The organism is Sphingomonas prati (assembly GCF_014643515.1).
GTDB lineage: Bacteria > Pseudomonadota > Alphaproteobacteria > Sphingomonadales > Sphingomonadaceae > Sphingomonas_R > Sphingomonas_R prati.
In genome coordinates this window covers 860,825-874,265 of sequence record NZ_BMJP01000001.1, presented here as the reverse complement: position 1 = coordinate 874,265, position 13,441 = coordinate 860,825, and the positions used below count along the sequence as shown (strand labels likewise).

Genomic DNA, 13,441 nt, shown 5'->3' with positions numbered 1-13,441 from the left:
GTTCCACGCTTGCCAATCCATGTTGGTGGGATGAAGGAACGCGCATGACCTGGGCCGCCACCATCCTGACCCTGTACCCCGAGATGTTCCCGGGGCCGCTCGGCGCGAGCATGGCCGGGCGGGCGCTGGCGGACGGGCGCTGGTCATGCGAGCCGGTGCAGATCCGCGATCATGCGACCGACCGGCACAAGTCGGTGGACGACACGCCGGCCGGCGGCGGGGCGGGGATGGTGATGCGCGCCGACGTGCTGGCCCGCGCGGTGGACGCGGCGGTCGATCGGCGGCCGGACGTGCCGTTGCTGGCCATGACGCCGCGTGGGCGGCCGCTGACGCAGGACCGGGTCCGGGCGCTGGCGGCGGGGCCGGGGGTGACGATCCTGTGCGGGCGATTCGAGGGGATCGACGAGCGGTTGTTCGAGGCGCGCGCGATCGAACCTGTATCGATCGGGGACTATATCCTGTCGGGGGGCGAGATGGCGGCGCTGACGCTGCTGGATGCTTGCGTCCGGCTGCTTCCCGGCGTAATGGGTGCCGCTTCCAGCGGGGATGACGAGAGCTTCGAAACGGGGCTGCTCGAATATCCGCATTATACCCGCCCGGTGGAATGGGAAGGGCGCATGATCCCGCAGGTGCTGCGATCGGGGGATCATGCGAAGATCGACGCATGGCGCAAGACGCAGGCGGAGATCGATACACGGTCACGGCGGCCGGACCTTTGGGAGCGTCATGAGGACGCTCGGGTTCAGTCGCCCTCTGGCGCGCGGCAACGACGTAAAGGACCGATGGGATGAACCTCATCCAGACGCTCGAAGCAGAGCAGATCGAAAAGTACACCGCGGCACGCGCCATCCCCCAGTTCCGTCCCGGCGATACCGTCAAGGTCGGCGTGAAGGTGGTCGAAGGCGAGCGGACCCGCGTCCAGTATTATGAAGGCGTCTGCATCGCCCGCGCACAGCGTGGCATGGGTTCGTCCTTCACCGTCCGCAAGATCAGCTTCGGCGAAGGTGTGGAGCGCGTTTTCCCGCTCTACTCGCCGAACATCGATTCGATCGACGTCGTGCGTCGTGGTGTCGTGCGTCGCGCGAAGCTGTATTATCTGCGCGGCCGCACCGGCAAGTCGGCCCGTATCGCCGAGCGCCGCGATCCGCGCCCGGCCAAGGCCGCGACCGAAGCCTGAAGGTTTCGCGTTTGAGTTGACGAAGGCGCGGGGGGGTAACCTCCGCGCCTTTTTCTTTGCGTTGCGTACGCCGCCGCGACGTGTGGGGGCAGCGGGGATGTCCACCTAAGCTATAGGTTCCGCTTGGGTTTGGGCCCGCGTCCTCCTATCTCCCGCGCAAGATATCGATCACCGGAGTTACCATGGCCGCCGTTCATTCCACCCGCATGCTCATCCTGGGGTCCGGTCCTGCCGGGCTGTCCGCGGCCATCTATGGCGCGCGCGCGGGGCTGGCGCCGATCGTGGTGCAGGGGATCCAGCCGGGTGGTCAGTTGATGACCACGACCGACGTCGAGAACTATCCGGGGTTCAAGGACGTGATCCAGGGCCCCTGGCTGATGGACCAGATGCAGGCGCAGGCCGAGCATGTCGGCGCAACGATGATGTGGGACCAGATCGTGTCGGTCGACCTGTCGCAGCGGCCGTTCCGGCTGGTGGGCGACGATGGCACGATCTACTCCGGCGATACGCTGGTGATCGCGACGGGTGCGCAGGCGCGCTGGCTGGGGCTGGAGAGCGAGACGGCGTTGCGCGGCAAGGGCGTGTCGGCCTGTGCGACGTGCGACGGGTTCTTCTACCGCGGCAAGAAGGTGGCGGTGATCGGCGGCGGCAATACGGCGGTCGAGGAGGCGTTGTACCTGACCAACCATAGCCATCACGTGACGCTGATCCACCGGCGCGACACGTTGCGGGCGGAGAAGATCCTGCAGGAGCGGCTGTTCGCGCATCCCAACGTGAACGTGCTGTGGAACCGTGAGGTCGCGGAGTTCGTGGACGGCGGTGGGACCGAGGGGCTCGTCGCGCTCGACCTGCGCGATACGGTGACGGGGGAGATCGAGCGGCTTCCGGTGGACGGCGGGTTCGTGGCGATCGGGCATCATCCGTCGACCGAGCTGTTCAAGGGACATCTCGATACCGACGACGACGGGTATCTGGAGGTGCAGCCGGGCACGACGCGGACGAATGTCGAGGGCGTGTTTGCTTGCGGTGATGTGATGGACAAGCATTACCGGCAGGCGATTACTGCGGCTGGGACTGGGTGTATGGCTGCGCTGGATGCTGAGCGGTTCTTGGCCGAGGCGGATTTTGTGCGGGTGGCTGCTGAGTAGGTTTTCTCGGGCCTGAAGCGCCATCCTTTCGTATCCCCGCGTAGGCGGGGATCCAGTCTTCTTCTTGTTTCGATGGTCGCCCCAGGATCCGAACTGGACCCTCGCGTCCGCGGGGGGATGGTTTGAAGCGTGACGCGGGTGCGTTCCCCGGCGAAGGCCGGGGCCTAGACGCCACCGTTTCACCTAGGCCCCGGCCTTCGCCGGGGAACTGTCAGACGGTGATGAGGGCGTGTTTTTTCTTTCCTAGCGATAGGCGGCCGGCGTTGAGGGTCTGGCTTGGTTCGGTGACCGCAGTGCCGTCGAACTTGACCGCGCCTTCGCCGATCTTGCGGCGGGCTTCGCCGTTGGACGTGGCGAAACCCACGGCAACCAGCGCTTCGACCACGCTGATCGGGCCGGCGATCGTGGGGAGGGACGCGCCGGCGCTGCCTTCCTCGAAGGTCCGTCGTGCCGTTTCGGCTGCTTCGACGGCGGCGTCGGCCCCCCGACAGAGCGTCGTTGCCGCGTCGGCCAGCACCTTCTTCGCCGCATTGATCTCCGCGCCTTCCAGTGCCTCCAGCCTAGCGATCTCGTCGAGCGGCAGGTCCGTGAACAGGCGGAGGAAGCGGCCGACGTCGCGGTCGTCGGTGTTGCGCCAGAATTGCCAGTAGTCGTAGTGCGGCAGCTGGTCTTCGTGCAGCCAGACGGCGCCGGAGACGGTCTTGCCCATCTTGCCGCCGTCGGCGGTGGTGAGGAGCGGGGTGGTGATGCCGAACACCTCCGTCCCGTCGACGCGGCGCGCCAGTTCGATGCCGTTGACGATGTTGCCCCACTGGTCCGACCCGCCCATCTGCAACCGGCAGCCGGCGCGGCGCGACAGTTCGAGGAAGTCGTAGGCCTGCAGGATCATGTAGTTGAATTCGAGGAAGCTGAGCGACTGTTCGCGGTCGAGCCGGAGCTTGACCGAATCGAAGCTGAGCATCCGGTTGATCGAGAAATGCTGGCCGATGTCGCGCAGGAACGGGATGTACTGGAGCGCGTCGAGCCATTCGGCATTGTCGAGCATGACCGCGTCGGTCGGGCCGTCGCCGAACGTCAGGAACCTTTCGAAGATGCGGCGGATCGACGCGACGTTGTGATCGAGCGTGTCGCCGGTCAGCAGCTTGCGTGCCTCGTCCTTGAAGCTCGGGTCGCCGATCTTGCCAGTACCGCCGCCCATCAGCACGATCGGCTTGTGCCCCGCCTGTTGCAGGCGTCGGAGGAGCATGATCTGGACCAGGCTGCCGACGTGGAGCGAGGGCGCGGTCGGATCGAACCCGATATAGCCGGGCACGACGCCGGTGCAGGCGAGCGCATCGAGCGCGGTCGCGTCCGTCGTCTGGTGGATGTAGCCGCGGCTATCGAGTAGGCGCAGGAGTTCGGATTTATGAGCGGTCATGGCGCGCGGGCGTCTAGCACGGGGGACGGGGCGATGGGTAGCGTGCTGGCGATCGGATTGATGTCGGGGACGTCGCTCGACGGGATCGACGCGGCGCTGGTCGAGACGGACGGCGAGGGCCATGTCCGGCCGATCGCGTTCCGCAGCGACCCCTATTCCGAACAGATGCGCGATCAATTGCGCGAGGCCTCCGCGCTGGCGTTGCAGTTCGAGCGGCCGCGCGCCAGCCCGCCGGTGATGGCGGCGGCCGAGATGGTGACGAACCGCCATGCGCTGGCGGTGCGGCAGTTGCTGGCCGAGGCGGGCGTGGCGGCGGCGGATGTGGCGGTGGTGGGATTCCATGGGCAGACGGTGGCGCACCGGCCAGACCGTGGCTGGACCTGGCAGATTGGCGACGGAGCGGCGCTGGCGGAGATGGTCGGGATCACGGTGGTGTCCGATTTCCGCGCGGCGGACGTCGCGGCGGGCGGGCAGGGGGCGCCGTTGATCCCGGTCTACCATGCCGCACTGTGCGCGCATTTGCCGCGGCCGGTGGCGGTGCTGAACCTGGGCGGTGTTGGTAATTTGACGTGGATCGGCCAGGACGTTGGCGACCATGGTGGTCTGATCGCGTTCGATACCGGGCCGGCGAACGCGCTGATCGACGACTGGATGCTGGCGGAGGCGGGCTTGAGCCATGACGCCGGCGGGATGCTGGCCGGGTCGGGGCGGGTGGACGAGAGCGTGCTCGGCGGGATGCTCGATACGCCGTGGTTCGACCTGCCGGCGCCGAAGTCCCTCGACCGTGCGGACTTTTCGATGCAGCCGGCGCGGGGGCTGTCGCCGGCGGACGGGGCGGCGACGTTGACCGCGTTTACGGCGGAGACGGTGGCGCTTGCGCTGCGTCAGGTGCCGTCGCGGCCGTTGCGGCTGTTCGTGGCGGGGGGTGGGCGGCACAATGCCACGCTGATGCGGATGATCGGCGAGCGGGCGGGGATCGCGGCGGAACCGATCGAGGCGATGGGGTGGGACGGCGACGCGACCGAGGCGGAGGGTTTTGCCTATATGGCGGTGCGGACGCTTGCGGGGCTGCCGATCAGCTTTCCGGGGACAACCGGGGCGCCGTCGCCGATGGCGGGGGGAGTGATCCACCGCGTCGGCTGACCCGCGACCAGAGGCGGCGGACGGCCTGCAGCGCGGGGCGTTCTATTGCGTAGCTCACCGCAGCGGCGAGTGCGACGGCGACGACGATGGTGATTGCGATCGCCAGCGAGGGAGCCGCGCCACGTTGTTCGAGTGCGGCGATCAGGACGTGGCCGATATTCTGATGGAGCAGGTACAGGCTGTAGGAGATGGTGCCGAGCCAGACGAGCGGGGGCCAGCGTAGCGCACTGAGGCCGCGCATTGCGACGGTGACTATGACGAGCGTGACCGGCACGGCAACCCAGAGGGCGGAGAGGCCCTGGCAGGCGGCGATCGTCACCAGTGCGAAGGCGATCACGACAGGGGCCCAACCGCCCCCGCCATTGGACCGCGAACGCAGCCGGTAGGCGGCGATGCCGATTGCGAACCAGGGGATCTGCGCCTGGATCAGCAGGAGTCCTAGCAGCCAGGACGGGGTGTGGCCGGTCAGCGCGGGCACGTAGGTCCAGATCCAGGGGAGCAGCAGCCAGCCGACCAGCACCGCGCCGATGTGGCGGAACAGGCCAAGCCGCCAGATCAGGGCCATGACGGCGTAGAATGCCAGTTCGATCGACAGCGTCCAGTAGGCGGCATCGACCGGGGCGACGCGGAGGAAGCCTTGAAGCATCGTCAGGTTGACCGCGATCTCGGTCGGGGTACGGAGCAGGTCGTATCGGCCGGCGAGCAGCATGACGAGCGAGGTCAGCAGGATCGCGGTCCAGTAGGCGGGGAACAGCCGCGATACGCGCGAGACCGCGAAGTCGGCCAGCGTGCGACTGCGGTCAAGCGTCACGAAGATCACGAAGCCGCTGATTGCGAAGAAGAGTTCGACGCCGTGATGCCCCCACGGGACCGCCCAGCCTGTCTGTGGGGCGGCGGGGTACATCTCGATGTAGCGCGTGGTGTAGTGGAACAGCATGACGGCCAGCGCCGCCAGCCCGCGCAGGGCGTCGAGTTCGACGAGACGGCGGGCGGGCGGGGGCGGGGCGGTCATGACCACTGTCCTAGTCGCGAACCGTTAGGAAGCGGTTGCGCAAGGAAGATGGTCAGGACTTGCGGGTCAGCGCGCGCATCGCGTCGTCGAGGCCGGCGAGCGTCAGCGGGTACATGCGGTCGCCCATCAGGTTGCGCAGGATCGCGGTGGACTGCGAATAGTCCCAGTGCTGGCGCGGGGCGGGGTTGAGCCAGGCGGCGCTGGGGTAGACGCGGGTCAGCCGCTCGATCCAGGTCGCGCCGGCCTCCTCGTTCATGTGCTCGACGGAGCCGCCGGGCACCTGGATCTCGTAGGGGCTCATCGCCGCGTCGCCGACGATCACGAGCTTATAGTCGTGGCCGAAGCGGTGGAGGATGTCCCAGGTCGGCGTGCGTTCGGTGAAGCGGCGGCTGTTGTCTTTCCACACCCCTTCGTAGATGCAGTTGTGGAAGTAGAAGAATTCGAGATGCTTGAACTCCGCGGTGGCGGCGGAGAACAGCTCCTCGCAGAGCTTCACATGGCCGTCCATCGAGCCGCCGATGTCGAGGAACAGCAGTAGCTTGATGGCATTGCGGCGTTCGGGGCGCATCCGGACGTCGAGCCAGCCCTGGCGCGCGGTGCCGTCGATCGTCGCGTCCATGTCGAGTTCGTCCGCGGCCCCCGTCCGCGCGAAGCGGCGCAGGCGGCGGAGTGCGACCTTGATGTTGCGGGTACCGAGTTCACGGCTGTCGTCCAGGTTGCGGAATTCGCGGCGGTCCCAGACCTTCACCGCGCGGCCGTGGCGCCCCTCGCCGCCGATCCGGACGCCTTCCGGATTGTAGCCGCCATGACCGAAGGGGGAGGTGCCGCCGGTGCCGATCCATTTCGATCCGCCCTCGTGGCGCTCCTGCTGCTCCGCCAGCCGGTCGCGCAGCGTCTGCATCAGCGTATCCCAGTCGCCGAGCGCGTTGATCTTGGCCATCTCCTCGGGCGAGAGATAGCGTTCGGCGACCTGCCGCAGCCAATCCTCGGGGATCGCCTGCGCGTCCGTCTCCGGGCCGGACGAGACGCCGCGGAAGATCTTGGCGAACACCTGGTCGAACCGGTCGAACAGGCTCTCGTCCTTTACGTAGATCGCGCGTGACAGATAGTAGAACTCCTCCGGCCGGTGCGCGATGACGTCGGCGTCGAGCGCCTCGAGCAGAACGAGATGCTCCTTCATGCCGACCGGGATGCCGGCGCTGCGCAGCGCATCCAGGAAGTTCAGGAACATGGGCCGGGGATCAGGCCGGCGCGTTGATGGTGGCGGGTGCGGGGCTCGCGATCGCGGCATGGAGATGATCGTAGCAGGCGTTGATGCAGCGCCGGCCGAGCACCTCGTACAGCGCGCCGGTGCCGCCGCCGAGCGCGAGCGGGACGACCCAGGCGCGGCGCAGGACGGCGCGGGCCGCCATGCCGCCGGCACCGGCGTGGCGCGCGACGCGGCCACCGATACGCGTGGCGGCGCGTGCGGCGACGCCGTTCGCGGCCTTGCGGGCCAGCGACGAGCCGCGGAGCGTCGCCATGACGGTGGCCAGCGTGCCGGCCTTGACCGTGGCGGGCGCGTAATGGGTGATCAGTTCGCCCAGGCCGTGGAGCAGCTGCGGCTCGATCGCGGTGCGCTGTTCGGGGGTGAGCTGAAAGATGTCCTGGATGTCGGTGATCAGGTCGGTGACCGTCTCGCCCCAGATCGAGGTGGCGAGGCCGAGCGGTTCGGCGGCCTTCGCCCCCGCCTTCAGCGCGCGCTTGTGGACTTCGGACCGGGCCGCGTCGCGGGCGGCATCGAGTGCGGGGAGGGCGGTGATCATGCGCCCTGTCTCCGTGCGAGGAAAGCGAGCCGTTCGAACAGCATCACGTCCTGTTCGTTCTTGAGCAGCGCGCCATGGAGCGGCGGGATGGCGCTGCGCGTATCGCGCGATTGCAGCACCTCGAGCGGCATGTCCTCGGCCAGCAGCAGCTTCAGCCAGTCGAGCAGTTCGCTGGTCGAGGGCTTCTTCTTGAGGCCGGGGACGTCGCGGATCTCGTAGAAGATGTCCATCGCGCGGGTGACGAGCATCGTCTGGATGCCGGGGAAGTGGACGTCGATGATTGACTGCATCGTGCCGCGATCGGGGAATTTGATATAGTGGAAGAAGCAGCGGCGCAGGAACGCGTCGGGCAGTTCCTTTTCGTTGTTCGACGTGATGACGACGATCGGCCGTTCGCGCGCCGTCACGGTCTGGCCGGTTTCGTAGACGTCGAACGCCATGCGATCGAGTTCCTGCAACAGGTCGTTGGGGAATTCGATGTCGGCCTTGTCGATCTCGTCGATCAGCAGGACCGGCAGGACGGGGCTTTCGAACGCATCCCACAGCTTGCCGCGGCGGATATAGTTGGCGATGTCGTGGACGCGCGCGTCGCCAAGCTGGCCGTCGCGCAGGCGGGCGACGGCGTCATACTCGTACAGGCCCTGCTGCGCCTTGGTGGTGGACTTGACGTGCCACTGGATCAGCGGGGCGTTCGCGGCGCGGGCGATCTCGTGGGCGAGGACGGTCTTGCCGGTGCCAGGCTCGCCCTTGACGAGCAGCGGGCGGCGGAGCGTGACGGCGGCGTTGACCGCGACCTTCAGGTCGTCGGTGGCGACATAGTCGGCTGTGCCTTCGAAGCGCATCGGTCGCCGGTCCTTTCCGCAAACGTCAATGCGGGTGCGATAGGCGTAGCTGGCGTGCGTCGCAAGCGGTCAGGCGGGGCCGCGGGCGTGGGCGCGCACTTCGAGCAGGTCCCACAGGCCGCGATGCTGGAACAACAGCTGGCGCGCGCCGAACTGGATCGCGCGGCCGGCGAGCGGGGGGACGTCGACCGCGTCGATCGTAGTGGTCATGGTCGTGGGGTCGGGCAGGTCGCTGGGCGGGGGTGTCAGGCCGAAGTGGCGGGCGGCGGCGTCGAGGACGGGGCGGATTGCCGTCCAGTCGAGCAGGAGCGCGGTGACGGTGCCGCAAGCGCAGCCGGTACGGTCGGACTGGGCGAGCGTTTCGAGCGCGTGGCGCTGGGCCACGAGTGCCGCTTCGCTCTGCGCTTGGCCTGGGGTGCCGGGGACGGGGCCGACTGCAACGACCAAAGCGGCCAGGTAGGCACGTTCGGCGGCGAAGGCGGTGGTGATGCGGTCGGCGAGGGGGGCGAGGAGCGCGACGTTGCCGGCGAGGTCGATGACGCCGGGGTGGCGGGCGTGAAGTGCGGCGAACTGGTGCGCGGCGTCGGACAGGTCGCGGGCGGAGCCGGTGAGGAGTGTTTCGCGCCAGCCATGCGATGCGCTGCCGTCCTGAAGGACGAGCGTGACGAGGTCTGTGGCGAGCTTGCTGGCATTGGCCTGGTTGGTGGGCTGTGAGGCCATCGATGTACGCTCCGTCCGTCGTGCCGCCGTGGGGCGTGAAGGAATGTGTACATCGGAGGGCGTAAAGAGACGGTGAAGGGCGGGTTAAGTGTCTTGGCTGACTTTCCGTGGTGCAGGGTTCGCGCAGCTGTGGCGCTTATGGTGGTGTTGCCCCCACCCCAACCCCTCCCCTGAAGGAGAGGTGCTTTCTGTTAGCCGATACGAAACGGGCCACCCATTTGCGTGGGCGGCCCGTCTAGTTTCATATTTTCACTGCGACCTACTGGTCGAGGAAGCTGCGCATCTTGCGGCTGCGGCTGGGGTGCTTCAGCTTGCGGAGCGCCTTCGCCTCGATCTGGCGGATGCGTTCGCGGGTCACGCTGAACTGCTGGCCGACTTCCTCGAGCGTGTGATCGGTGTTCATACCGATGCCGAAGCGCATGCGCAGCACGCGTTCCTCGCGCGGGGTAAGCGAGGCGAGGACGCGGGTGACCGTTTCCTTGAGGTTCGCTTGGATCGCCGCATCCACCGGAATGACCGCGTTCTTGTCCTCGATGAAGTCGCCGAGATGGCTGTCCTCCTCGTCGCCGATCGGCGTTTCGAGGCTGATCGGCTCCTTGGCGATCTTCATCACCTTGCGGACCTTGTCGAGCGGCATAGACAGCCGCTCGGCCAGTTCCTCCGGCGTCGGCTCGCGGCCGATTTCGTGCAGGATCTGACGGCTGGTGCGGACCAGCTTATTGATCGTCTCGATCATGTGGACCGGGATGCGGATTGTCCGCGCCTGATCCGCGATCGAGCGGGTGATCGCCTGACGAATCCACCACGTGGCATAGGTGCTGAACTTGTAGCCGCGGCGATATTCGAACTTATCGACGGCCTTCATCAGGCCGATATTGCCCTCCTGGATCAGATCCAGGAACTGCAGCCCGCGGTTGGTGTACTTCTTGGCGATCGAGATCACGAGGCGGAGGTTCGCCTCGACCATCTCCTTCTTGGCGATGCGCGCCTCGCGCTCCGCCTTCTGGACCATGTTGACGATGCGGCGGAACTCGGTGAGCGCCATGCCGGTCGCCTGGCTGATCTCGCCGATCTCGGCACGCACGCGCTCGACCGCGTCGCCCTCGGCCGCCGCGAACGCCGCCCACTTCTTGTCGGTCTTGCTGTGCTTTTCGAGCCAGCCGTCCTCGAGCTCGTGATCGACATAGGCGTCGAGGAACGCCTTGCGCGGCACCTTGTGGCGCTCGGCCAGACGCAGCATCTGGCCGCCGAGCGCGGTGAGGCGTCGGTTGAAGCTGTAGAGCTGATCGACGAGATATTCGATCTTCGCGCCGTGGAACTGGACGCTTTCGACCTGCTCGGTCAGCTCCTCGCGGAGCCGCTGGTAGGAGCGCTCCTGCGAGGCCGGGAAGTCATCGCCGACGCTGAACGCGACAAGACGGGCCTGCTGGATCTTGCCGAACTTCTTGTAGAGCGCAGTGATCGTCGCGAACTTTTCGAGAGCGAGCGGCTTCAGCGTCTCTTCCATCTGGGCAAGGCTGAGGGTGTTGTCCTCCTCCTCGTCGTCGGACGCGCGCGCGGGGCGGCCTTCGCTGCCCTCTTCCTCGTCGACTGCGGCCTCTTCGGGCTCGGGCTCGTCCTTGAACGACGGGCCGGCGGTCTTCTCGGAAATCTCGTCGCCTTCTTCGGCCTGCTCGACCTGCTCCGGCGTTGGCCCCTTGGACAGCATGGCGTCGAGGTCGAGGATTTCGCGGAGCTGGATCGTGCCTTCGTTGAGCGCGGTCGACCAGTCGATGATCGCGTTGAACGTGATCGGGCTTTCGCAGAGACCCAGAATCATCGTGTCGCGGCCGGCCTCGATCCGCTTGGCGATGGCGATCTCGCCCTCGCGGCTGAGCAGTTCGACGGCGCCCATCTCGCGCAGGTACATCCGGACCGGATCGTCGGTGCGATCGACGGTTTCCTTCTTGGCGGTCGCCTGCAGAACCTGCGCGGGGCCGTCGTCCTGAGTCTCCTCGGCGTCGTCCTGCGCGTCCTCCTGGGCCTGCTCCTCCTCGCCGCCTTCCTCGTTCTCGACGACGTTGACGCCCATCTCGTTCAGGGCGGACATCACGTCCTCGATCTGCTCGGAGGACATCTGGTCCTGCGGCAGGGCGGCATTCAGCTGGTCGTAGGTGATGTAGCCACGCTTCTTGGCCCGCGCGATCAGCTTCTTCAGCGTCGCATCGTTCAGGTCGATCAGCGGCGCATCACCGGCATCCGGTTTGTCCTGCGTGTCCGCCGTGTTCGTTTTCGCCATGCCGTCCGATACCCTATCTCAATTACCGAGGCCGTCCTGGTCCGCCACCAGTGTAGCCAGCGCTTCGGCGGCGGCATTGCGTGCCGCGCCCAATCGCAACTGTTCGGCAAACGCTGCCTCGTCGTCCGGGTTCGCCTTGAATCGATCGGTTGCCCGGTCGAGCGCGGCTTCCAGTTCGGCGCGTTCCACCACCGCTTCTATGACTGCCCCCAGATCGCGCACCGCGCGGTCCGGGTCGGCATTGCCGCGGAGGAAGGAAAAGGCAAGACCGTTCGTCCGGATCAGCTCTCCCGATACGGCCTCATGGCCACCTTTCATCAATATGAGGGCAAGCCCGCCGCTTTCAAGCGCCCGCGAATCGAACGCGGCTTCCAGCATCGCATCGCGGATCGCGCCGAGCCGCCGATCGTGGATCGGGAGGGCGGCGAGCGCCTCGGCATGCGCGTGGAGTACGGCGGGATGGCGCAGGACGCCGGACAGGATCGCGGCGACGACCATCTGCGTCACGCCGTCGTTGCCGATCGCGCGGGCGCGGTCCGTCACGGGGCGGGGCGGGGCGATGAAGCCGCGGCCGGGCTTCCATGTGCCGCGGGCGGAGGGGGCACCGTTCCGCTGGTTGAACTGACCGGACGATCGCTGGAACAGCGCATCGAACCGTTCGCGGAAGTCGGCCTGATATTGTTCGCGGACGTCGCGGTCGGCGATCGTGGCGGCGTGATCGGCCAGACGACGGCGCAGGCCCGCGCGGGCCTCGGGCGTGTCGAGGGGGGCCGCCTTTTCCTCAAGCGACCAGAGCCGGGCGGCCAGCGACTCGGCTTTGTCCAGCACGGCATTGAGCGCGGCGCGGCCGCCGTTGGCGAGGAGGTCGTCCGGATCCTGGCCGGCGGGGAGCGTGGCGAAGCGGAGCGTGCGGCCGGGCTGGACCAATGGGAGCGCGCGGACCGCGGCGCGTGCGGCCGCCTTCTGTCCCGCGCTGTCGCCGTCGAAGCAGAGGATCGGCGTGTCGGCCATCTTCCAGAGCCGTTCGAGCTGGCTTTCGGTGAGCGCGGTGCCGAGCGGGGCGACCGCCTCGCCCATGCCGGCGCGGTCGAGCGCCACGACGTCCATATAGCCCTCCACCACCACGACGCGGTCCGCCTTGCGCGCGGCGGCGCCCGCCCGGTCGATGTTGAAGAGCGTGCGGCCCTTGTCGAACAGCGGGGTTTCGGGGGAGTTGAGATATTTAGGCTCGCCGTCGCCCAGGATACGGCCGCCGAACGCGATCGGCCGGCCGCGCTGGTCGCGGATCGGGATGATCAGCCGACCGCGGAACCGGTCATAGGGATCCTTGTCCTCGACCTGGATCAGGAGCCCGGCCTCGACCAGCATCGGCACGCCATATTCGGCGAGCGCGGTCTTGAGCCGGTTGCGCGCGTCGGGCGCGTAGCCGAAGCCGAAGGCCTGCGCCTGGGCCGGCGTGACGCCACGCTTGGCCATGTAGGCGCGGGCGTGCGCGGCCTCGGGCGTGGCGAGCTGTGCGGTGAACCAGGTGGCGGCGGCGGCGACCGCATCGTGCAGGCCCATCGCGCGCGCCTGGCGCTCCGCGCTGCGCGGGTCGTTGGCGGGCACCTCCATGCCAGCGGTGGCGGCCAGTTCCTTGACCGCGTCCATGAACGGCAGGCCCTGCGCCTCGGTCAGGAACTTGATCGCGTCGCCGTGTGCGGAGCAGCCGAAGCAGTGGTAGAAGCCCTTCTCGTCATTGACGTAGAAGCTGGGCGACTTTTCCTGATGGAAGGGGCAGCAGGCGCGATATTCGCGGCCTGCCTTCTGCAGCTTGACCGTGCGGCCGATCAGCGTGCTGAGCGTGGTGCGGGCGCGCAGTTCGTCCAGCCATTGCGGGGTGAGACTCATGCCCGCACG

General features: G+C 67.6%; 12 protein-coding genes. 4 read left to right on the top strand and 8 right to left on the bottom strand.

Annotated features, from left to right (window positions below; all coding sequences use genetic code 11):
• Positions 1 to 44: 44 nt before the first annotated feature.
• The 3 genes from trmD (at position 45) to trxB (ending at position 2,325) form a co-directional block, all read left to right on the top strand.
• On the top strand, positions 45 to 791 hold the full coding sequence (trmD, locus tag IEX50_RS03965; RefSeq protein WP_157175551.1) for a tRNA (guanosine(37)-N1)-methyltransferase TrmD: 747 nt from the start codon (positions 45 to 47) through the stop codon (positions 789 to 791).
• The gene (gene rplS, locus IEX50_RS03960) at positions 788 to 1,177 is read left to right on the top strand and encodes a 50S ribosomal protein L19 (protein ID WP_157175552.1); all 390 of its coding nucleotides are present in this window, start codon (positions 788 to 790) and stop codon (positions 1,175 to 1,177) included. Before trmD ends, rplS begins: the two co-directional genes overlap by 4 nt.
• A gap of 182 nt (positions 1,178 to 1,359) precedes the next feature.
• The gene (gene trxB / locus IEX50_RS03955; protein ID WP_157175553.1) at positions 1,360 to 2,325 is read left to right on the top strand and encodes a thioredoxin-disulfide reductase; all 966 of its coding nucleotides are present in this window, start codon (positions 1,360 to 1,362) and stop codon (positions 2,323 to 2,325) included.
• A gap of 211 nt (positions 2,326 to 2,536) precedes the next feature.
• Here trxB and tyrS read toward each other — a convergent pair whose 3' ends face one another.
• Positions 2,537 to 3,742 (bottom strand): tyrosine--tRNA ligase, encoded by a 1,206-nt coding sequence (gene tyrS, locus IEX50_RS03950; RefSeq protein ID WP_157175554.1) that lies wholly within the window; start codon positions 3,740 to 3,742, stop codon positions 2,537 to 2,539.
• A gap of 33 nt (positions 3,743 to 3,775) precedes the next feature.
• Between tyrS and IEX50_RS03945 the strand changes: the two genes are divergently transcribed.
• Positions 3,776 to 4,885 (top strand): anhydro-N-acetylmuramic acid kinase, encoded by a 1,110-nt coding sequence (locus IEX50_RS03945; RefSeq protein WP_157175877.1) that lies wholly within the window; start codon positions 3,776 to 3,778, stop codon positions 4,883 to 4,885.
• On the opposite strand, the gene IEX50_RS03940 is transcribed toward IEX50_RS03945, so the two are convergent.
• The 7 genes from IEX50_RS03940 to dnaG form a co-directional block, all read right to left on the bottom strand.
• The gene (locus IEX50_RS03940) at positions 4,818 to 5,897 is read right to left on the bottom strand and encodes an acyltransferase family protein (protein ID WP_157175555.1); all 1,080 of its coding nucleotides are present in this window, start codon (positions 5,895 to 5,897) and stop codon (positions 4,818 to 4,820) included. The genes IEX50_RS03945 and IEX50_RS03940 overlap by 68 nt on opposite strands.
• A 52-nt stretch (positions 5,898 to 5,949) precedes the next feature.
• On the bottom strand, positions 5,950 to 7,128 hold the full coding sequence (locus IEX50_RS03935) for a vWA domain-containing protein (RefSeq protein WP_157175556.1): 1,179 nt from the start codon (positions 7,126 to 7,128) through the stop codon (positions 5,950 to 5,952).
• Positions 7,129 to 7,138: 10 nt separating this feature from the next.
• Positions 7,139 to 7,702, bottom strand: coding sequence for a hypothetical protein (locus tag IEX50_RS03930; RefSeq protein ID WP_157175557.1), 564 nt, complete (start codon positions 7,700 to 7,702; stop codon positions 7,139 to 7,141).
• Positions 7,699 to 8,544, bottom strand: coding sequence for an AAA family ATPase (locus IEX50_RS03925; protein WP_157175558.1), 846 nt, complete (start codon positions 8,542 to 8,544; stop codon positions 7,699 to 7,701). Before IEX50_RS03925 ends, IEX50_RS03930 begins: the two co-directional genes overlap by 4 nt.
• A gap of 69 nt (positions 8,545 to 8,613) precedes the next feature.
• Positions 8,614 to 9,264 carry a DUF6975 family protein gene (locus IEX50_RS03920; protein ID WP_157175559.1) on the bottom strand — a complete coding sequence of 217 codons (651 nt, stop codon included), beginning with the start codon at positions 9,262 to 9,264 and terminating at the stop codon, positions 8,614 to 8,616.
• 259 nt (positions 9,265 to 9,523) lie between these two features.
• A complete protein-coding gene (rpoD, locus tag IEX50_RS03915) occupies positions 9,524 to 11,542 on the bottom strand; it encodes an RNA polymerase sigma factor RpoD (RefSeq protein WP_157175560.1) in 2,019 nt (672 codons plus the stop codon).
• Between the two features lie 18 nt (positions 11,543 to 11,560).
• The gene (gene dnaG, locus IEX50_RS03910; RefSeq protein WP_157175561.1) at positions 11,561 to 13,432 is read right to left on the bottom strand and encodes a DNA primase; all 1,872 of its coding nucleotides are present in this window, start codon (positions 13,430 to 13,432) and stop codon (positions 11,561 to 11,563) included.
• Positions 13,433 to 13,441: the final 9 nt, after the last annotated feature.